At 69.1% G+C, this 19,124-nt stretch carries 17 protein-coding genes and 1 riboswitch; of the genes, 2 read left to right on the forward strand and 15 right to left on the reverse strand.

Features of this window, described 5'->3' with window-relative positions; genetic code table 11:
• The first annotated feature begins 419 nt into the window (after window positions 1-419).
• Window positions 420-1,595: a CoA transferase gene (locus ACYVG2_RS18880; RefSeq protein WP_460782400.1), complete on the forward strand. Its 1,176-nt coding sequence runs from the start codon at window positions 420-422 to the stop codon at window positions 1,593-1,595.
• Here the strand turns inward: ACYVG2_RS18880 and ACYVG2_RS18885 are convergent.
• The 3 genes from ACYVG2_RS18885 to ACYVG2_RS18895 are packed head-to-tail and all read right to left on the reverse strand — an operon-like array spanning window position 1,543 to window position 4,853.
• On the reverse strand, window positions 1,543-2,352 hold the full coding sequence (locus ACYVG2_RS18885) for a DUF4184 family protein (RefSeq protein ID WP_460782401.1): 810 nt from the start codon (window positions 2,350-2,352) through the stop codon (window positions 1,543-1,545). The genes ACYVG2_RS18880 and ACYVG2_RS18885 overlap by 53 nt on opposite strands.
• Window positions 2,352-3,653, reverse strand: a complete 1,302-nt coding sequence (gene tyrS / locus ACYVG2_RS18890; protein ID WP_460782402.1) for a tyrosine--tRNA ligase — start codon at window positions 3,651-3,653, stop codon at window positions 2,352-2,354. The genes ACYVG2_RS18885 and tyrS overlap by 1 nt, the downstream gene beginning before the upstream one ends.
• Window positions 3,654-3,689: 36 nt before the next feature.
• On the reverse strand, window positions 3,690-4,853 hold the full coding sequence (locus ACYVG2_RS18895; protein WP_448967785.1) for an ATP-binding protein: 1,164 nt from the start codon (window positions 4,851-4,853) through the stop codon (window positions 3,690-3,692).
• Between the two features lie 92 nt (window positions 4,854-4,945).
• Here ACYVG2_RS18895 and ACYVG2_RS18900 point away from each other — a divergent pair, with 92 nt between their 5' ends.
• Complete coding sequence (locus tag ACYVG2_RS18900) at window positions 4,946-5,533, forward strand: DUF1349 domain-containing protein (protein ID WP_460782404.1); 588 nt, start codon at window positions 4,946-4,948, stop codon at window positions 5,531-5,533.
• A gap of 34 nt (window positions 5,534-5,567) precedes the next feature.
• Here ACYVG2_RS18900 and argH read toward each other — a convergent pair whose 3' ends face one another.
• From argH to ACYVG2_RS18960, 12 genes are all read right to left on the reverse strand, one after another.
• Window positions 5,568-6,998, reverse strand: a complete 1,431-nt coding sequence (argH, locus tag ACYVG2_RS18905) for an argininosuccinate lyase (protein ID WP_460782405.1) — start codon at window positions 6,996-6,998, stop codon at window positions 5,568-5,570.
• Window positions 6,999-7,061: 63 nt separating this feature from the next.
• Window positions 7,062-8,186: a heparan-alpha-glucosaminide N-acetyltransferase domain-containing protein gene (locus ACYVG2_RS18910; RefSeq protein WP_460782406.1), complete on the reverse strand. Its 1,125-nt coding sequence runs from the start codon at window positions 8,184-8,186 to the stop codon at window positions 7,062-7,064.
• Between the two features lie 4 nt (window positions 8,187-8,190).
• Window positions 8,191-9,114: an ornithine carbamoyltransferase gene (argF, locus tag ACYVG2_RS18915; RefSeq protein WP_460782407.1), complete on the reverse strand. Its 924-nt coding sequence runs from the start codon at window positions 9,112-9,114 to the stop codon at window positions 8,191-8,193.
• Entirely contained in the window at window positions 9,111-10,328 is a 1,218-nt protein-coding gene (locus tag ACYVG2_RS18920) for an acetylornithine transaminase (RefSeq protein ID WP_448967780.1), read from the reverse strand. The genes argF and ACYVG2_RS18920 overlap by 4 nt, the downstream gene beginning before the upstream one ends.
• Window positions 10,325-11,242 carry an acetylglutamate kinase gene (gene argB / locus ACYVG2_RS18925; RefSeq protein WP_033106897.1) on the reverse strand — a complete coding sequence of 306 codons (918 nt, stop codon included), beginning with the start codon at window positions 11,240-11,242 and terminating at the stop codon, window positions 10,325-10,327. The genes ACYVG2_RS18920 and argB overlap by 4 nt, the downstream gene beginning before the upstream one ends.
• Window positions 11,239-12,396: a bifunctional glutamate N-acetyltransferase/amino-acid acetyltransferase ArgJ gene (gene argJ, locus ACYVG2_RS18930; protein ID WP_460782408.1), complete on the reverse strand. Its 1,158-nt coding sequence runs from the start codon at window positions 12,394-12,396 to the stop codon at window positions 11,239-11,241. Before argJ ends, argB begins: the two co-directional genes overlap by 4 nt.
• Window positions 12,393-13,439: an N-acetyl-gamma-glutamyl-phosphate reductase gene (gene argC, locus ACYVG2_RS18935; protein WP_460782409.1), complete on the reverse strand. Its 1,047-nt coding sequence runs from the start codon at window positions 13,437-13,439 to the stop codon at window positions 12,393-12,395. Before argC ends, argJ begins: the two co-directional genes overlap by 4 nt.
• Before the next feature lie 235 nt (window positions 13,440-13,674).
• Window positions 13,675-14,634, reverse strand: coding sequence for an NAD-dependent epimerase/dehydratase family protein (locus ACYVG2_RS18940; RefSeq protein WP_460782410.1), 960 nt, complete (start codon window positions 14,632-14,634; stop codon window positions 13,675-13,677).
• 7 nt (window positions 14,635-14,641) lie between these two features.
• Window positions 14,642-16,855: a bifunctional hydroxymethylpyrimidine kinase/phosphomethylpyrimidine kinase gene (locus tag ACYVG2_RS18945; RefSeq protein ID WP_460782411.1), complete on the reverse strand. Its 2,214-nt coding sequence runs from the start codon at window positions 16,853-16,855 to the stop codon at window positions 14,642-14,644.
• Window positions 16,852-17,721 (reverse strand): hydroxyethylthiazole kinase, encoded by an 870-nt coding sequence (gene thiM / locus ACYVG2_RS18950; RefSeq protein WP_460782413.1) that lies wholly within the window; start codon window positions 17,719-17,721, stop codon window positions 16,852-16,854. The genes ACYVG2_RS18945 and thiM overlap by 4 nt, the downstream gene beginning before the upstream one ends.
• Window positions 17,713-17,807, reverse strand: a riboswitch (TPP riboswitch). It overlaps the preceding gene by 9 nt.
• Window positions 17,808-17,881: 74 nt before the next feature.
• The gene (locus tag ACYVG2_RS18955) at window positions 17,882-18,319 is read right to left on the reverse strand and encodes a cupin domain-containing protein (RefSeq protein WP_460782414.1); all 438 of its coding nucleotides are present in this window, start codon (window positions 18,317-18,319) and stop codon (window positions 17,882-17,884) included.
• Window positions 18,316-18,903: a pyridoxamine 5'-phosphate oxidase family protein gene (locus tag ACYVG2_RS18960; protein ID WP_460782415.1), complete on the reverse strand. Its 588-nt coding sequence runs from the start codon at window positions 18,901-18,903 to the stop codon at window positions 18,316-18,318. The genes ACYVG2_RS18955 and ACYVG2_RS18960 overlap by 4 nt, the downstream gene beginning before the upstream one ends.
• Window positions 18,904-19,124 lie beyond the last annotated feature (221 nt).

Genomic DNA, 19,124 nt, shown 5'->3' on the forward strand with positions numbered 1-19,124 from the left:
TCCCCCGACCCAGTCATCACAACCAGGCCCGAAGGGCAACTTCTCAATCTTACCCCGTGGCATCCGTTTGTCAAATCGGCGATCCGAGCGAACTCGGTGCGATCTGCGGAACCACAGAGCATCCCCGCACAGCATCTCACCGAGGTGATCTTCTGTGTTGGGGAGGTGTTCAACCGCTTGAGGGGAGCTGGGCCTTGGCCCTTGCTCAACCCTGTGGGGCGAACAGGTAATAACTTACGTGGGATCCGGGGACCCGGCAAATCTCGGCGCCATCCCGGGCGTGTCGCTGAGGCCGCTTCTGAACATCAGTCCTGGTCACCTCTGGTTTCTGGTCGATCCACCCCGCTCGGGCGTACGATCGCGACCATATGAACGCCTCATCGCCGCTCCCCTCCCGACTCGCGACCGACATTCTCGCCATGTCGAGTATCAGGGCCGTGCTGCGCAGCATCGGCCTCGACCGGGAGCCGGATACCGACAGGATCGCGATCGCCTACCGCAGCGATCGGGTACTGCGCGTGGACGGCGAGGTGCCCCAGGTGTGGTCGCCCTACTCCGGTTTCTGGCGTGCCACCGACGGCTGGCTGCGCACGCACGGCAATTACCCCCACCATGCACGCGCACTCTGTGGTGCGCTCGACGTTCCGTCGGACGTGAGCACGGACGACCTGCGCGCGGTGATCGCCGCGGCATCCGTCCGAGAGTCCGTCTCCCGCATCACGGGTGCGGGAGGTCTCGCCGTCGCGGTGCGTCGTGAAGATCCCGCGGAGGACACGAGCTTGCGCAGGCGACCGCTCGTCGAGATCACCCGCATCGGCGAGGGCTCCACGGCGAGCGCGCCCGCATTGCTCGACCCGGCCGCCCCGCTGCACGGCGTCCGCGTGCTCGATCTGACACGGGTGATAGCGGGCCCGGTCTGCACTCGCACGCTCGCCCTCCTCGGGGCCGACGTACTGCGCATCGATCCGCCCGGCCTTCCCGAGCCGGAGTGGCAGCATTTCGACACCGGGCACGGCAAGCGCAGCACGGTGCTGGATGCGCGCTCGCCCGAGATGTCTGCACTCCTGGCGGAGGCGGACGTCGTCGTGCTGGGCTACCGGCCCGCCGCGGTCGAACGCCTCGGCCTCTCCCCCGTCACTCTCGCCGAACGATATCCCGGCCTCGTCATCGCGCAACTGAGCGCTTGGGGCCTCGATCACCCTGACCGCGCGGGATTCGACTCGCTCGTGCAGGCGGAATCGGGGATCGCGATGATCGAATCCCCCGACGGCGAGCGTCCAGGAGTGCTTCCCGCCCAGGCTCTGGACCACAGCGCCGGCTACTTGCTCGCCGCCGCGATCTGCGAGGTACTCGCAAGACGTGCACGGGATGGCGGAACCTGGCATCTCTCGACCTCGCTTCGACGCGTCGCGGCCGAGCTGCTGGGAATGCCGCGCCGAGATCGACCGCTGCCGGAGAAGGAGATCGATCTGAGCATGCACAGCCAGGAGTTCACCGTCGACGGGCACACGATAGCGACGGCGGCACCCGCGCTGCCGGGGTTCAGCTTCGCGGCACCACGCGCATGGGGCGCCGACCGCCCACGATGGCGATGACCACGCACAGCCCGAGCGTGAGCATCGCCCAGATCCCGCACGCCGGAGGCAGCACGAGGTAGGCGAGCTGCTGCACCGAGAACCCGGGCGCGAACGGTCCGTGGATCAGGTAGCCGATCGTCCACGCGCCGACGAGGATCACCGGCAGCGAGAGCCACCACACGATGCGGATCCACGTCGGCAGCAGTCGATCATGCGCATCGTGCACGACGCTGCGCCGCAGCCGGAGCAGAGCCCAGATGCCGATGATGACCAATCCGATGATGCTCGAGCCGTGCTGCAGCCACTTGAACCCGGGCAGGGGTCCCCACTTCTCGCCCAGCGCGGGGATGACCTCGAGCCCGATCCGGCCGTCATGAGTGAAGGCGTCCCACACGATGTGCGAGACGACGCCGAGCAGCAGCGACAGGATGAGCAGCGGGATGTACGACCTCCGCTGACCGATCCCGACAGCGGAGCTCGCGGCATCGGCGGCGGGGGTGCTCCAGTCGCTAGGGAGTCGGCGCGCCAGCCACGACGGCGACAGCTCGGATGCCGCGGGGCGCAGCACCACGCGCCAGATGAGGAACAGCCCGAAGGCGAGCACCATCGTCCAGAGAACGTTCGCGTAGGTGTGCGTGAACGCGTAGCTCACGCCGAATCCGCGCAGGAACAGCGGCAGGTCGGGTGTCATCGCGCCGATCGCGATCGCCGCAGGGACCAGCGGCGTGCGGATGAACGGCAGCGCGAGTACTGCGTGACTCGGCGTGAACGGCATCAGCCGATGAAGACGCCGGCGAGTGTCTTCTTGCCGCGACGCAGCACCGACACCCCTCCGGGCAGACTTCCCTCGATGACCGCGGTGTCGTCCTCGACGCGTACTCCGTCGAGCGAGACACCGCCCTGCCCGATCGCCCTTCGCGCCTCGGAGAGACTCGCGACGAGTCCGGTCTCCACGAGCGCGTCGACGACCGGCGCACCGGCCGCGACCGTCGCGTTCGGGAGCTCCTCGAGTGCGGACCGCAGCGTCGCCGCATCGAGCCCCGTCAGATCGCCCTGGCCGAAGAGTGCCTCGGACGCCGCGATGACCGCTGCCGTCGCCTCGATCCCGTGCACGGTCGCGACGACTTCGAGCGCCAGGCGCTTCTGCGCGGCGCGACGGAACGGCTCGGTCTCCACCAGCTGCGCGTACTCCTCGATCTCGGCGCGCGTGAGGAACGTGAACACCTTCAGTCGCTCGATCACGTCGGCATCGGCCGTGCCGAGCCAGAACTGGTACATCCGGTACGGGCTGCACATCTCGGCATCGAGCCAGATCGCGTTGCCCTCGCTCTTGCCGAACTTCGTGCCGTCGCTGTTCGTGATCAGCGGGGTTCCGATCGCGTGCGCCGACTTGCCTTCGACGCGATGGATGAGGTCGGTGCCGCTGGTGAGGTTGCCCCACTGATCGCTTCCACCGGTCTGCAGCACGCAGTCGTACTGGCGGTAGAGCTCGAGGTAGTCCATGCCCTGCAGGATCTGGTAGCTGAACTCGGTGTAGCTGATGCCGGCGTCGGAGTTCAGGCGTGCGGCGACGGCGTCCTTCTTCAGCATCGTGCCCACGCGGTAGTGCTTGCCGATCTCGCGGAGGAAGTCGATCGCCGACATCGGCGCGGTCCAGTCGAGGTTGTTCACCATGCGCGCGGCGTTGTCGCCCTCGAAGCTCAGGTAGCGCTCGACCTGCGCACGCAGACGGCCGACCCATTCGGCGACGGTCTCGGGCGTGTTCAGCGTGCGCTCGGCCGTGGGTCGGGGGTCACCGATGAGTCCGGTGGAGCCGCCGACCAGACCGAGCGGCTTGTGCCCGGCGAGCTGGATCCGTCGCATCGTGAGCAGCTGCACGAGGTTTCCGAGGTGCAGACTCGGAGCGGTCGGGTCGAATCCGCAGTAATACGTGATCGGGTCTCCGGCGAGAAGGGCGCGCAGCGCCTCCTGGTCGGTGGACACGTGGACGAGGCCGCGCCACACGAGTTCGTCCCACACGTTCTCGAACGTGCGGTCGATCGCGGGTTCAGCAGTCGTCAGAGCAGGATTCGACACGCGCTCCAGGCTATCAGCGCGGCAGCGCCCGCCTCGTCAGCGGGGATCGTCCTCGAGCTCGCGGATGTAACCGGCGAAGCCGGGGACCGGTATCGTGACGCGCCCGTGCCCTTCCGAGCGGATGAGACCCTTCGCGATCAGGCGGGCGCGCACCGAGGACAGGCTGCGAGAGGACACGTCGAGCACGTCGGCGAGATCGCCTCGATCTGCGGCGTCGCCGTTCTCCTGCAACCAGGCGACGGCGACGAGGAAGCGTCGCTGGTTCGCCGTGGTGTTCGCCCAGCGTGCGGCGAACAGGTTGCGGAGGTCCCTGTCGACGCTGGCGCGCGCGGTCTTCACATGACGCTGCGTGATCGTGCCACCGGCATCCGGTCGCCCTGCGGCGACCCACGCCGCGTCTCCGTACAGCTGCACCGCATACGGGTAGCCGGCGGCCAGCTCTGCCGCGAGTTCGAGAGCGTCCGGCTCCCACGTCACGTCCAGCTCGAACGCCGGATCGCGCAGGGCCGCCACCTGCGCGCCGACCGACAGCATCTCGAGCGGGCGGTATGCGAAGCGCTCGCTGAAGGTGACGGCGTCCGCGATCTGCTCCGGTGCGTTGGGGAGGCCGGCCGCATAGACGGCGGCGGGGATGTCGGATGCCTCGGCCTGCAGATGCTGCCATGCGTATGCGAGCGTGCGGATGCCGTCGGCATCCGCCGATTGCACCTCGTCGATGAACAGGATCAGCGCCTTCACCCGCCGCCGATCATCGGTGGTCGCCCTGACGAGCTTCTCGAGCGCTCGTGCCCCGACCGTCTCAGGAGGCGGCGTCTTGGTCTTCGCGCTGACTGATGCGATCCCCGGCACTCCCACCGTGACGGTCAGCGCATCGAGGTTCTCGCGGATCGACGCGGCCGTCGCCTGGGGCCAGGAGTTCGTCGCCTCGCGGATGCCTTCGACGATCTGCGCGATCAGTCCGCTCTGCTCCCCCGCCGTCACCCATATGCAGAGCACGTCACGCTCCTCGGCGAGGCGCTGGTACGCGCGCAGCAGCGACGTCTTGCCGATGCCCCGCTCACCGAATGCGACATGGATGCGCCCGATCAGCCGCTGCAGGTCGACCAGCAACGACAGCCGCTCGGTGAACTCGTCGATCAGCTCGCCTCGTCCGGGGACGGCGCGGGCGATCTCGCCAGGGGTGTACGGACTCGGTTGCATCGGACCTCCGTCGGAGCGGGATACTCAGAGATACTTCGCGCCAAGTATCTCGTGGTATCTGCGTGCAGTCAACGACCGATATCGTGGCGACCATGATCGACTGGACCGAGGGAACGTGGACCACTCCGCCTGCCGACAGCAGCGTATCCGAGAGCGGTGACTCTGATCGCCATCTCGACGTGACCGCACGGGAGGGCAGCGACGCGTGGCGTCACACGGCCTACGAATTCGTGCACGAGAACGCGCACGCCCTGCTGGCACCGCTCGCGGTCGGTGAGGCGATGGAGGTCTCGTTCCGCGCACCGTGGGAAGGACAGTTCGACCAGGCCGGTCTGTACGTTCAGTCCGACGACGAGCACTGGATGAAGGCCGGCCTCGAGTACGCCGACGGTCATCTCGGCCTCGGCGCCGTCGTCACCGACATCCGCTCCGACTGGTCGGTCGGGTATGTCGACGACTGGCACGGTTCGGAGATCACGGTGCGTGTGAGCCGCTGGGCTGACGCCTTGATCGTGCGTGCGCGCGCCGACGACGGCGCATGGCGCCTGGTGCGCGTCGCACCGTTCGACGGGGATGCCGTCGCTTCAGCCGGTCCGTTCCTCGCCGCACCGACGAGCGCGAGCCTGGTCGTGAGGTTCACCCGCTGGGAGCGCAGCGCCGCGGACGAGGCCCTGCACTAGGCGGACGCGTCGGTACGCGCAGTCGGTGCCCGCCTCAGAGGCCGAGCGCGTGTGCGGCGCCCTGCGCGCGGGCGATCAGTTCGGCCCGCTGCTCGGCGACGCGGACGGGGGCGGTGCCGCCGGCACCGGTGCGGGACGCGACGGAGCCCTCGATGCTCAGGACCTCGCGCACCTCTGGCGTGAGGTGCGGTGAGACCTGCGCGAGCAGTTCGTCCGATGCGTCCTCGAGTCCGATCCCCTCCGCTTCGCATGCCTTCACGAGAGCGCCGGAGATCTCATGCGCGTCGCGGAACGGCACACGCCGCTTGACGAGCCACTCGGCGACGTCGGTCGCGAGCGAGAATCCCTGCGGCGCGAGCTCGGCCATTCGCGCGGTGTCGAAGGTGAGGGTCGCGACCATCCCTGCGAAGGCCGGCAGCAGCACCTCGAGGGTGTTCACCGAATCGAAGACCGGCTCCTTGTCCTCCTGCAGGTCACGGTTGTACGCGATCGGGAGGCCCTTGAGCGTGGCCAACAGCCCCGACAGGTTGCCGATCAGGCGGCCGGACTTGCCCCGAGCGAGCTCGGCGATGTCGGGGTTCTTCTTCTGCGGCATGATGCTCGAGCCGGTCGACCAGCTGTCGTGAAGCGTGACGAAGCCGAACTCGCGCGTGTTCCAGAGGATGATCTCTTCCGCGAAGCGCGATACGTCCACACCGGTCATCGCGGTGATGAATGCGAACTCGGCCACGACGTCGCGCGCAGCGGTGCCGTCGAGGGAGTTCTCCGCCGGACGATCGAGCCCCAGTTCGCGCGCGACCAGTTCGGGGTCGAGGCCGAGCGTGGATCCGGCGAGCGCTCCCCCGCCGTACGGCGAGACGCCAGCACGCACGCGCCAGTCGACGAGGCGCTCGAGTTCGCGGACGAGCGGCCAGGCGTGCGCCTGGAGGTGGTGCGCGAGCAGGACGGGCTGCGCGTGCTGCAGGTGGGTGCGCCCGGGAAGGATGGCCTCAGGGTGCGCTTCGGCCTGTGCCACGAGCGCGTCGATCACGCGCAGGATGTCGCGGGCGATGACCTTGGCGTGGTCGATCAGGTACATGCGCACCAGCGTCGCGATCTGGTCGTTGCGGCTGCGGCCGGCGCGCAGACGCCCTCCGAGCTCGGGGCCGAGTTCGGCGATCAGCGCCTGCTCGAGCGCGCCGTGCACGTCCTCGTCCCCTGGTGCAGGGAGCAGAGTCCCGTCGGCGACCCGCTGTGCGATCGCGTCGAGGCCGGCGTGCATCTGCTGCTCCTCGTCGGCCTCGAGGTAACCGGCAGCGGCGAGCGCATTGGCGTGCGCGTGGGATCCGGCGATGTCGTAGGGCGCGAGGATCCAGTCGAAGTGCGTGGATCGGCTGAGTTCAGCGAGCTCGGGCGAAGGTCCGCTTGCGAATCGTGCGCCCCAGAGTGCGCCCTCGTTCGTGCCGTCGTGCTTCGCGTCGCTCATGGTTCCAGCCTAGCGGCGCGCGCCAGTGGGCCCAGCGGCCGACAGCCGTCTGGCGAGCGACGTTCAGCGCGCAGCGGCATCCTGTCCGACCGATCTCGTCGCGCGTTCGAGCAGCCATTCGAGCGGGCCGCGGCCGAGGACCAGCGCCCACGCCGTGCACCCGATGAGCGTGCCGATCGTCATGGGCCAGAACGGCTCGAGCATGATGAAGCCGAAGTAGTCGGTGGTGTCGCCGAAGGCGATCAGCATGACACCCGCCCAGACCAGCAGCTGTGCGGTGTAGGCGGTGAGCGGCATCGCCCCGGTGGCACGCACCGGCAGGGTCAGCATCCGCACCGCATCGATACGGCACAGCAGGAGGCATGCTGCCAGCACGGCGATCGCGAACCCTCCGGACCCGACGACCTCGAGCACACCGGATGAATGCGGTTCCGCCGTCCAGACGTCGTCCCAGTACGCACCACCCGCGGGCGCGGTGAGCTCGGCGAGTCCGTATCCCCCCGCTGCGAGCGCTGCTCCGCCGACCAGCATCCGCACCTGAACCGCCGTTCTCGTCACCCCCGCCCGCGCGATGCCGAGTCCCGCGAGCACGAAGGCCAGCCACACTGTGAACGGGTAGTGCCAGCCGATCATGGCGTCGAGCTCGTCACGGAACGGCTCATCCCAGATCGGCAGCGCATCGAGTGCGGGCTGCACGAACGGCATGATCACGGCGATGGCCGCCGCCGTCCACAACACGACCCGTGCGCTGAGCCGTGTGAACGGCAGCGCGAGCAGGAACAGGATGGCGTACGCGGGCAGGATCACGAAGACAGGGACCCCGGTGAGGATCAGGAGAATGCCGAGCACCAGCAGCATCAGCGCGCGCAGCACCAGCCGCCACAGCGCCCACGTCATCCGTGCGCCCGGGAACGGTGTGCGACCGCCGGTGACGAGCCCGATCGATACACCGGCCAGGGTGGCGAACAGGATCGACGATCGTCCGTCGACGACGGCCGTCCAGGTGGACGGGTCCGTCCAGATGAAGCGATCAGCCGTCAGCAGCAGGTGCGCGGCGAACATGCCGATCACCGCGAGACCGCGCGCGAGGTCGACGCCCGCGATGCGTGAGGGCCCGTTCAGACGGCGCCAGTTGCCGCGCACGCGTTCCTTCCAACGGATCGGGGAACGCGTGCGCCTGCTCGACATGGCGTCAGTTCTGGCGGAGCAGCCAGACCAGAAGCGCCTTCTGGGCGTGCAGACGGTTCTCCGCCTCGTCCCAGACGACGCTCTGCGGCCCGTCGATGACCTCGGGGTCGACCTCGTACCCGCGGTCGGCGGGCAGGCAGTGGATGAAGATCGCTTCGGGGTCCGCGAGGCTCATCGTCTCGCCGGTGACCTTGTACCCGCCGAGGTCGCGGATGCGCGCGATCTTCTCCTCTTCCTTGCCCATCGACACCCAGGTGTCCGTGACGACGACGTCGGCGCCGGCCGCTGCTTCCACCGGGTCGGTGTAGAGCGTGATCGACCCACCGGTCTCCGCAGCACGGCGGTCGGCCGCTTCGACGACATCGGCGCGGGGTGAATACGATTCCGGTGAGGCCATGCGCACGTGCATGCCCGCGGTTACTCCCGCGAGAGCGTACGAGTGCGCCATGTTGCTCTGCGCGTCGCCGAGGAACGTCAGCGTGAGCCCCTTCAGCTCGCCCTTGTGCTCACGGATCGTGAGCAGGTCGGCGAGCAGCTGGCACGGGTGGAAATCATCCGACAGCGCGTTGACCACCGGCACGCGGGTGCCCCTGGCCATCTCCTCGAGACCGGACTGCGCGTACGTGCGCCAGACGATCGCGGCGACCTGGCGCTCGAGCACACGCGCGGTGTCGGAAGGCGTCTCCTTGCCGCCGAGCTGGCTGTTCGCGGTCGAGATGATCAGCGGCGAGCCGCCGAGATCCGCGATTCCCACGGCGAACGAGACCCGGGTGCGGGTGGATGACTTGTCGAAGATCACCGCGACGGTCTGGGGGCCCGCGAGCGACTTGTCGGCCCAGCGGTCCTTCTTCAACTCGACGGCGAGGTCGAGGATCTCGGCCTGTTCGGCCGGAGTGAGATCGTCGTCGCGCAGCAGGTGGCGGGTCATGCGGTTACCTTCCCGGTTTCGGATGCTGCGAGCTCGGCACGCACGTCGGCGAGCGCGGTGGCGAACAGCGTCTGGAATTCTTCGATCTCGATGTCACCGATGGTGAGGGCGGGCGCGATGCGCACCGTCTCGGGGTTCGCGGCGTTCACGATGAGACCGCGCTTCTGCGCGGCGGCGACGACCTTGCCCGCGACCGGAGCTGTCAGAGCGACGCCGATGAGCAGCCCGCGTCCGCGGACGCTGCTGACGAGCGGCGACCCGATGCCTTCGATCACCGTGCGCAACTGCACACCGCGAGCGGCCGCGTTGTCCACCAGGCCTGCACTCTCGATCTCGCCGAGCACGGCGTTCGCGACGGCGGTGCCCAGCGGGTTGCCGCCGAACGTCGAACCGTGCGACCCGGGGGTGAACAGTGAGCTCGCCGCACCGAACGTGACGAGCGCGCCGATCGGGAAGCCTCCGCCGATGCCCTTGGCGAGAGTGATCGCATCCGGGGTGATGCCCTCGTGGTTGAAACCGAACCACGCCCCGGTGCGCCCCGCGCCGGTCTGGATCTCATCGACGATCAGGAGCGCGCCGTGCTTCAGCGTGAGCGAGCGCGCCGCCGCGAGGTAGCCCTCCGGAAGCTCGACGACGCCCGCCTCACCCTGGATGGGCTCGACGAAGACCGCGGCCACACGGTCGTCCAGCGCCGCCTCGAGCGCCTCGATGGTGGCGGGGATGTGCTCGACGCCGCCGGGCATCGGCTCGAAGGGTGCGCGCATCGCGGCCTTCGCCGTGATGGCGAGGGAGCCCATGGTCCGGCCGTGGAACGCGTTCTCCAGCGCGATGATGCGCGGCCGCTCCGCACCACCATGCAGGCGGGCGAGCTTGAAGGCGGCTTCATTGGCCTCGGCTCCCGAGTTGGAGAAGTACACGCGGCCGTCGATGCCGGCGCCGGCCAGGCGCTTCAGACGTGCCGCCAGTTCGAGCTGCGGAGGCGTGGCGAAGTAGTTCGACACGTGTGCGAGCGTCGCAGCCTGCTTCGAGATGGCGTCGACGAACACGGGATGCGCGTGGCCCAGCGACGTCACGGCGATGCCGGCGAGGAAATCGAGGTGGCGGGCACCCTGGTCGTCCCAGAGGTACGAGCCCTCACCACGGGTGAGCAGCGCGAAGCGCTCCCCCGCGTTGAGTACCAGATCCCGTGCTGCGTCTTCCTGCCAGACGGTCATGCCGTCACCCCTGATTCTCCGAGTACCACTTCAGTTCCGATTCCCTTGCTGGTGAACAGTTCGACGAGTACCGAATGCGGCACGCGTCCGTCGATGATGGCCGCGGCATCCACCCCGCCCTCGACCGCGTCGAGGCACGCGCGCATCTTCGGGATCATCCCCGATTCCAGCGACGGCAGCATCTCGGTGAGCTGCGCCGAGGTGAGGTGCGACACGAGCGACTCGCGGTTGGGCCAGTCGGCGTAGAGCCCTGGCACGTCGGTGAGGACGACGAGTTTGCGGGCGTTCAGCGCGACGGCGAGGGCGGATGCCGCGGCATCCGCGTTCACGTTGAGCGACTGACCTGGGTGATCCAGGTCTGGCGCGATGCTGGAGATCACCGGGATGCGTCCGGCTGCCAGGTGATCGAGCACGGCCGTGGGGTCGACCTCGACGACGTCGCCGACGCGTCCGAGGTCGATGTTCTCCCCGTCGATCACGACGCCGCGGCGGCGGCCGCCGAACAGGCCGGCGTCCTCACCGCTCAGGCCCGTCGCGATCGGACCGTGCGAGTTGATCTTCGCGACCAGCTGCGGGTTGACCTGACCGGTGAGCACCATGCGCACGACGCTGATCGCCTCGGTGTTGGTGACGCGGTAGCCGCCCTTGAACTCGCTGGGGATCGCGAGCCGATCGAGCATGTTGGAGATCTGCGGGCCTCCGCCGTGCACGACGACCGGTTGCACACCGACGTAGCGGAGGTAGGCGATGTCCTGTGCGAACGCCTCCTGCAGCTCGTCCGAGACCATGGCGTTGCCGCCGTACTTGACCACGACGATCTGGTCGCGGAACTTCTTCAGCCACGGCAGCGACTCGATCAGCGTCGTCGCCTTGACCGCTGCGATCTCGGCAGGGGTGTCCTGGATGTCGGTCATGAGGCGTACGCGCTGTTCTCGTGCACGTAGTCGTGCGTGAGGTCGTTCGTGCGGATGGTCGCCTCGGCCTCGCCCACCTGGAGGTCGATGAGCAGATCCGTGGCGCGCGGGGTGAGGTCGACCTCTTCCCTCGGCCGGTCGGGGCCGCCCTCGGAGCACACGCGGACGCCGTTCATCCAGACGTCGACGTTGTACGGATCGAACTGCGCGCTCGTGGTTCCGATCGCCGCCAGCACGCGGCCCCAGTTCGGGTCGTTGCCGAAGATCGCGGCCTTGAAGAGGTTGTTGCGGGCGACTGAGCGGCCGACCTCGACGGCCTCCTGCTCGGATGCCGCGTTCGTGACGCGGATCGTGATGTCGTGGCTCGCGCCCTCCGCGTCGCCCTGCAGCTTGAGCGCGAGCTGATCGCTGAGTTCGGTCAGCGCGGCCGTGAACTCGTCGAGGTCGGGGCGGATGCCGCTGGCGCCGTTGGCGAGGAGTGTCACCTGGTCGTTGGTCGACATGCACCCGTCGGAGTCGAGCCGGTCGAAAGTCCGCCCGGTAGCGCGGCGCAGCGCGGTGTCGGCCTCGAGCGCGTCGAGGTCGGCATCGGTCGTGATCACCACGAGCATCGTGGCGAGGCCCGGTGCCAGCATCCCTGCGCCCTTGGCCATGCCGCCGATCGTCCAGCCGTCGCGGGAGACGACCGCGGTCTTCATGACCGTGTCGGTCGTCATGATGGCGTGCGCGGCGTCATCTCCGCCGTCGGCGCTCAGTTGCGCGATCGCCTGCGCGGTGCCGGCCAGCACCTTGGCGCGGAACGCCTCGTCTCCCGTGCCGATCAGCCCGGTGGAGCACACCAGTACATCGCCGGCGCTGACATCGAGCAGCTCCGCGGCCTTCTCGGCGGTCTGATGCGTGGTCTGGAACCCGAAGGATCCCGTGAAGCAGTTCGCACCGCCCGAGTTCAGCACGACCGCCTCGACGGTGCGGTCGAGGATGACCTGCTGCGACCAGATGATGGGGTTGGCCTTCGCGCGGTTGCTGGTGAAGACGGCGGCGCCGATCTTGCGCGGGCCGCGGTTGACGACGACGGCGACATCGGGCTTACCCGTGGACTTGAGGCCCGCTGCGACGCCTGCCGCCTCGAATCCCTGCGGTGCGGTGACGCTCATGGCGCGACTCCGTTCAGTGACAGCGCCCGATCCTCGGGGAGTCCGAGCGCGAGGTTCATGGACTGGATGGCGGCGCCCGCCGTACCCTTGACGAGATTGTCGACGGCGGTGACGACCGTGACGCGACCTGCGGCACGATCGATCGCGAGCCCGATCAGTGCGGTGTTCGCGCCGATGACGTCGGCGGTGCGAGGGAACTGCCCCTCCGGCAGGAGCTGCACGAACGTCTCGCCCGCGTAGCCGTCTTCCCACGCCGTGCGGATCTCGGCATCCGTGACGCCGTCGACGATCGGCGCCGTCGAGGTGGCGAGGATGCCGCGCGCCATCGGCACGAGGACGGGGGTGAAGGAGATGCGCACATCCGCAGCGCCTGCGGCGTACAGCGCCTGCTGGATCTCCGGGATGTGCCGATGAGTGCCGCCCACGGCGTACGGGTTGGCGCTGCCGAGGATCTCGCTCGCCAGCAGGTTCGTCTTGAGGCTCTTGCCCGCACCCGAGGGGCCGACCGCCAGCACGGCGACGATGCCGCTCGGATCGATCACTCCTGCAGCGACGCCGGGGGCGAGGCTGAGGCTCACGGTCGAGGCGTTGCACCCCGGAGCGGCGATGCGCGTCGCTCCGCGGAGCACCTCGCGCTGCTTGCTGGTGCCGTCGGCCGGAAGCTCCGGCACTCCGTACGCCCAGGGCTCGTGGAAGTCGCCGCCGTAGAACGCGTCCCACGACTCGCGGGAGGTGAGCCGATGGTCTGCGCCGGCGTCGATCACGAGCGGCACGTCTCCCAGAGCATCCGTGTACTGGCCGGACTGGCCGTGCGGGAGCGCGAGGAAGACGATGTCGTGGCCGGCGAGGATCTCGGGGGTGGTGTCCTGCAGAGTGAGGTGCGCGAGCGAGCGCAGGTGGGGCTGATGCTGGATCAGCGGCTGCCCGGCGTTGGAGTGCGCGGTGACGGTGCGGATCTCGATGTCCGGGTGGCCGGCGAGCAGGCGCAGGATCTCGCCTCCCGCATAGCCGGATGCGCCGGAGACGGCGACGGAATACGTCATGTTCCTACCTTAACGGTCTGGGATGAGGGGCCGATGGCGGCGACACCGGTGCTCGACCCTCTCGTCGGCGTTCGACGTTCGGGGAGCACGGGGTCGCCTAGAGTCGGCGGCCGCCCAGACGGCTGCGGCGTCGGCGCACCACGATGACACTCGGGACGAGTGTCGGTGAGGCGGATACGGCCGAAGGCATGTGGCGACAGTAGCGCTGCGGGCGCGCGGTGCGCAAATCGGCCCGCTACAGGGCGCCGAGCAGCGCGAGTTCCTGGTCGCGCGAGAGCCCGGCACGTCGCTCGCGGTGCACTCCCCTGCTCCGTTCATCTTCGACGATCAGCGCGATCGTCTCCGAGAGCGGTGTCAGTGTTCCGCCCGCCGCGAGGTAGGTGGCGTTCGAACGAGTCATGAAGCCGCCCATGTCCATGGGCAGCCACAGTGGCAGCGACCGTTCCCCCGCCCAGAACTCGACGCCGTGCGCCTCGAGCCATTCGTCCTCGGCGGTGACGGTCTCGCCAGTGTGCGTGGTCGCCGCGCGCACAGCATTCAGCACGTGTCCGAGTTCGTGCACGTCGCCGATCGCGTTCACCGGCGCGGACGACTCGCCCTCGACGACGAAGGACACCAGATCGTCGATGTCGATCACCTGCGCCGCACGGCCCTCGACGCGAGGGACGAGCACCGGGCCGTCCGCGGCACGGTCGAACGCCGCCGCCCAGTAGCCGAAGCGATCGCTGGGATCGCCCGGTCCGACGATGAGGCCAGGGCGCACGATGCGAGCCCTCTCCCCGAGCGTGCGGACGGACTCCTCCGATGCCAGCTTCTGCGCGCCGTACGCGTACTCGTCGCCGTCGTGAGCAGGGGCCACCGTGTCTGCCGACTCGTCGGTGCCCGGTGTGGCGTCGTCTGCGTAGACCGACACCGATGAGATGTAAGTCCAGCGTGCGGTGCGCGCGCCCAGCGCTTCGACCGCACCGCGGGCGTGATGTGCATGACGCGAGACATCGACGATCTCATCCCACTCGCCGTGCAGATCGCGGTACGGCTCGGAGGCATCGCGATCCGCGCGGACGAACGCAGCGCCTTCCGGCACGGCGCGCGCGCCGCGGGCGAGACACGTCACCGTTGCGCCGCTGTCGATCCACCTTCGGGCGACACGGCCGGACAGCCACGCCGTTCCGCCGAGGATGAGCACGTTCGTCATGTGCCCATCACACCACCTTCGGCTCCCGGACGGACGACGTTCTGCTCAGAGCGGATGGGGCGTGTGAGGTGCTCTGGAGATCGTGCGCGAGCGGTTCCGCGAAGAACGCGAGCTCGTGCCGCGCGGAGGCCTCGAATGCGCGCAGCATCCGCTTCCGGCCCTCCGCATCGGATGCCGTCGCCGCTGACGCGACGTACTCGATCGCCTGCTGCGTGGCCTCGGCGAACGATTCATCGGCGTACGTGCGCAGCCACGACGCGTACGGATGATCCGCCGACCGGGCGTACTCGCCGAACCGGCCGTCGCCCAGTCGCCTTCCGAGATCGGTGTAGAGCCAGAAGCACGGCAGCAGCGCGGCGATCAGCTGTGCATAGTCGCCGCCGTAAGCGGCGGATCGGAGGTGATCGAGGTACGCGGTCGTGACGGCGGACGGCGTCGCGGAGAACGTGGCGTCGCTCACGCCGTCGCGCGGTGTGAGCCACTGCGCATGCAGTTCGAGTTCGCCGACGTTCGACCCGTGCGCGGAGTTCGCCCAGAACGCCTGCTCGGCCGCTGTCGGGGCGAGCCGCGCCGCGTCGGCGAGAACGCGCGCGTAGCCGCTGAGATACAGGGCGTCCTGCGCGAGATAGTGGCTGAACGCACCTCTGTCGAGCGTGCCGTCGGCGAGCGCGCGTATGAACGGCAGCTCGTCGATGCCGGTACGTGTCGGGGCGATGTGCTCCCACCACCGCGTCACGACCTCATCGCTCGTGGGAGACGTGTCGAGGCCGCCTCGCGCGCGGAGTCCGACGAAGTGGTCGATCGGCCCGTGGCCGCGTCCGACCTGCAGGTCCGCCCCACCGCGCATCGATTCGCGAAGCCATTCGCGTGCTGCCGCAACGGCCTCCGGCCAGGCCTTGCCCCGTGCGCGCTGCGTGGCGATGGCCGACGACAGCGAACACCCCGTGCCGTGCGTGGCCTCGGTCTCGATCCGTGTACCGGGGAACTCCTGAACGGTGGCCGTCACCGCGTCGACGAACGCATCGGGCGATTCCGCACCGCCGAGATGTCCGCCTTTGACGAGCACAGCGGAGCCGATGTCCGCCGACAGCCGCTCGGCATCCGCGATCGCACCGGACCAGCTGTCCGCGACCGCGGCATCCGCCAGCACCGCGAGTTCGAGGAGATTCGGGGTGACCAGGTCGGCGCGTCGCAGCAGATCCCGCAAGGCCGACTCCGCGTCCGCCTCGAGCAGGCGGTCTCCGCTCGTCGCGACCATCACCGGATCGACGACGACGATCGGCGGGCGTGCGTCGTCGAGCCATGCGATGACGGTGCGGATGATCTCGGCATCGGCGAGCATCCCGATCTTCACGGCGTCGATGTCGATGTCATCCGACAGCGCATCCAGTTGCGCACGGAGGAAGTCGGCGGGTGGGACGTGCACCGAGCGGACACCCTGCGTGTTCTGCACGGTCAGGGCTGTGATCGCGGCCATCCCGTATCCGCCGTTCGCGCCGATGGACTTCAGGTCGGCCTGGATTCCCGCACCGCCGGAGGGATCGCTTCCCGCGATGCTCAGGACGCGGGGCATGGCGGCGGCGCCCCGCCAGCGGCAGCGGAACGCACGCGCCGTCGCCTGAGGATCGTCCGCGGCGCAGAGCGCGGACACCACGGCGACACCGGCCGCTCCGGCGTCGCGGAGCGCCTCGACATCGTCGATCCCGACGCCCCCGATGGCGACGCACGGGAACTCGCTGCGCTCTGCGAATGCACGGAAGCCCTCGATCCCCAGAGGCTCCGGGTGATCGGGCTTGGTGCTGGTCGGCCGGATCACTCCCACCCCGAGATGGTCGATCGTTCCCGGCGGCAGCGCGCGCACGGCGTCGAGGTGCGCCGCCGTGTTCGCGGTGAGCCCGATGATCGCGTCGGGTCCGAGCAGTTCCCTCGCCCGCTCGACCGATGCATCGGTCTGCCCGAGGTGCACGCCGTCGACGCGGGCGCCCCGCGCGCGGGCTTCGAGCGCGGCGTCGAGCCGGTCGTTGACGACGAGCGCCGCCCGCCCGCGGATCACGTCGGACAGCTCGATGAGCTGCTCGACGATCTGCGCGTCGGTCGCGGTCTTGTCGCGAAGTTGCACGATGCCCACGCCACCAGCGACCGCTTCGCGAACCACCTCTGCGACACCTCGCTCGCCGCAGAGCACCGGATCCGTCACGAGGTACAGCGACAGGTCGGTCATGAGGCGACCTCGGCGATCGACGTGGCGAGGTACTCGACGCGCGCAGCGGCACCGACGTCGGCGGCTGTGGTCGCCGCGAGCTCGTCCAGGAACGCGACCGCGAAACTGCCAGGACCTGACGAGCGCGCGGCGGCGCGCTCTGCGGCGACCGTGTAGAACAGGGTCGCCGCCGTGACGGCGGTGAGCGGCGAGAGCCGAGTCGCGCGCGCGGCGCCCAGGAACGCCGCCATCACGGCGCCGAGTGCGCACCCGCCACCGGTGACGCGGGTGAGCAGCTCATGGCCGTTGGCGACACGGAAGACGTCCTGCCCGTCGGTGATGAGGTCGACGGGCCCCGACACAGCCACGACGCTGCCGTGGCGGTTCGCGAGCAGCCGTGCGGCGTCGGCCGCGGCATCCGGCGTATCGGTGGCGTCCACGCCGCGGCCACCGGCGCTCAGCCCCGCAAGCGCGAGGATCTCCGACGCGTTCCCCCTGATGGCCGTCGGATGCTGCGCGACGAGGTGCTGCGCATGGGCGGTGCGCACCGGCAGCGCACCTATCGCCACCGGATCGAGCACCCACGGCGTGCCCGCGACAGCTGCGCCTGCGGCCGCTTCGAGTCCTGCTGCACGTTGCTCGGGTGTGGGCGTGCCGAGATTGATCAGCACACCGCTCGCGACTCCGGCGAACAGCTCGGATTCGCCGACGATGTCGACCATCGCCGGCGCCGCTCCGGCGGCGAGCAGGACGTTCGCGGTGAAACCCGTGACGACGGCATTGGTGATGCAGTGCGTGAGCGGCGGCGCCTCGCGCACCAGCTCGAGCAGTCGCATCGCGTCGGCGACGACGGGGAGGGCGGACGGTGGGCACAGAAGATCGCTCATGGGCGACATCCCTTCGCTAGTACGAACTAGATCAGGTTCGACGGGTGTGTTCTCAGCCGCTTCACGCGGCACCCCGTGTCACTGCTCGAAGTCTAGCGACGGTGCGGGTCGATCAGCGCGGCAAGTCCGAGAGTTGCGGGATGGGTACGTACCTACGCGCTCACGCTGCCGGCCACGGCATGGGCCGCTCTGGTGCACGCGTTCCGTCGTTCGGAAGATGCGGCAGCTGCTCACCCCCGGCACGGATGCAGAGCCAGCGCAGCTGTTCGGAGCTGTCCGGACGGGCACGCCACGTGCGCCAGACGTTCTGCCCGATCCTGACGACCGTGCCAGGACCGACTTCGACGAGATCGTCGTCGAGCCCCATCTGGCCGGTGCCTCCGAGGAAGACGTAGAGTTCCTCGACGCGGGAATGCGTATGCCAGTAGCCGGCTTCCTCGCCGGGCTCGAGGGCATTCGCCGTCATGCCGATGTACTGCATCGTCAGTTCGTGATCGACGACGCGCCGGCCGTCACGCGAGCGGGACTCGTCGAAGCCGCCGAAGTGCTCGCGCCATTCGTCCGGTGCACCGATCTGCGTCACCTGGTAGTCGCTCATGCCTGTGTCTCTCCGTCCGCCTCGCCGCCGGTCACCGTGTGCGACCAGTCCTCGCCCTCGCCCTCGCCCTCGCGAAAGTACACGATCCGGGTGTGTCGACGGTCGACTGCCCCGTTCCAGAACTCGATCCTGGTCGGGACGAGGCGCCACAGCACCCATTCCCCGGGCGTGATGCCCTCGCGAGCAGAGGCCGAGCGCGCGGCGAGGTCCGCGGCACTCTCCGCAGGGGTCGCCTCCAGTACAACGCCTCGCACTCGCACGGCTCGGACGATCGGCTGCCACCAGAAGTTCAGCGCCGCTGCCGGGTGTGCGAGCAGCTGCTCGGCCTTCTGCGACCCCCGATGCCCCGCGAACGCCCAGCCGCGGCTGCTGACGTCCTTCAGGATCAGGGTGCGTGCGTCCGCGCCGACCGTCGCGAGGGTCGCCGCGTGAGGTTCGGGGACGCCGTGAGCCACGGCTTCGCCGATCCACGTCCTGAACAGCACGGCCGGATCGGCGGGCAGGTCATCGAGAACGACGGGAAGCGGCGTGCCTGTCAACGTCGGCTGCGCACGCAGCCAGGTGGATACCGATTCGGAAGCCATGTTCTCATCCTGGCTGGCCATGAGGAGCGACGTCGAGGGACACGCGAGTGAACCCGCCAGCGTGCTCAGCGCAGTTCAGAACGGTGGGGCGATCGTGGAAGAGGTCGGTGGTGGCGTGCTCTGGTGTCCGGTGGGTGTGATGACTTGGACTGAACCGCCCTGGGTTCTGAACCGCCCTGGGTTCAGTTCCGTTGTCTATGTGAGCGCCGGTTCGGCGTTGT

It is taken from the genome of Microbacterium shaanxiense (assembly GCF_054779995.1).

Excerpts from the sequence above, each read along its gene's own strand:
- ACYVG2_RS18910 (WP_460782406.1), bottom strand. The coding sequence starts at position 8,186 with ATGTCGAGCAGGCGCACGCGTTCCCCGATCCGTTGGAAGGAACGCGTG.
- argB (WP_033106897.1), bottom strand. The coding sequence starts at position 11,242 with ATGACCGACATCCAGGACACCCCTGCCGAGATCGCAGCGGTCAAGGCG.
- ACYVG2_RS18920 (WP_448967780.1), bottom strand. The coding sequence starts at position 10,328 with ATGACCGTCTGGCAGGAAGACGCAGCACGGGATCTGGTACTCAACGCG.
- ACYVG2_RS18895 (WP_448967785.1), bottom strand. The coding sequence starts at position 4,853 with ATGCAACCGAGTCCGTACACCCCTGGCGAGATCGCCCGCGCCGTCCCC.
- ACYVG2_RS18955 (WP_460782414.1), bottom strand. The coding sequence starts at position 18,319 with ATGAGCGACTACCAGGTGACGCAGATCGGTGCACCGGACGAATGGCGC.
- ACYVG2_RS18900 (WP_460782404.1), top strand. The coding sequence starts at position 4,946 with ATGATCGACTGGACCGAGGGAACGTGGACCACTCCGCCTGCCGACAGC.
- ACYVG2_RS18880 (WP_460782400.1), top strand. The coding sequence starts at position 420 with ATGTCGAGTATCAGGGCCGTGCTGCGCAGCATCGGCCTCGACCGGGAG.
- argC (WP_460782409.1), bottom strand. The coding sequence starts at position 13,439 with ATGACGTATTCCGTCGCCGTCTCCGGCGCATCCGGCTATGCGGGAGGC.
- ACYVG2_RS18945 (WP_460782411.1), bottom strand. The coding sequence starts at position 16,855 with ATGACCGACCTGTCGCTGTACCTCGTGACGGATCCGGTGCTCTGCGGC.
- thiM (WP_460782413.1), bottom strand. The coding sequence starts at position 17,721 with ATGAGCGATCTTCTGTGCCCACCGTCCGCCCTCCCCGTCGTCGCCGAC.
- ACYVG2_RS18885 (WP_460782401.1), bottom strand. The coding sequence starts at position 2,352 with ATGCCGTTCACGCCGAGTCACGCAGTACTCGCGCTGCCGTTCATCCGC.
- argJ (WP_460782408.1), bottom strand. The coding sequence starts at position 12,396 with ATGAGCGTCACCGCACCGCAGGGATTCGAGGCGGCAGGCGTCGCAGCG.
- ACYVG2_RS18960 (WP_460782415.1), bottom strand. The coding sequence starts at position 18,903 with ATGGCTTCCGAATCGGTATCCACCTGGCTGCGTGCGCAGCCGACGTTG.
- argF (WP_460782407.1), bottom strand. The coding sequence starts at position 9,114 with ATGACCCGCCACCTGCTGCGCGACGACGATCTCACTCCGGCCGAACAG.
- argH (WP_460782405.1), bottom strand. The coding sequence starts at position 6,998 with ATGAGCGACGCGAAGCACGACGGCACGAACGAGGGCGCACTCTGGGGC.
- ACYVG2_RS18940 (WP_460782410.1), bottom strand. The coding sequence starts at position 14,634 with ATGACGAACGTGCTCATCCTCGGCGGAACGGCGTGGCTGTCCGGCCGT.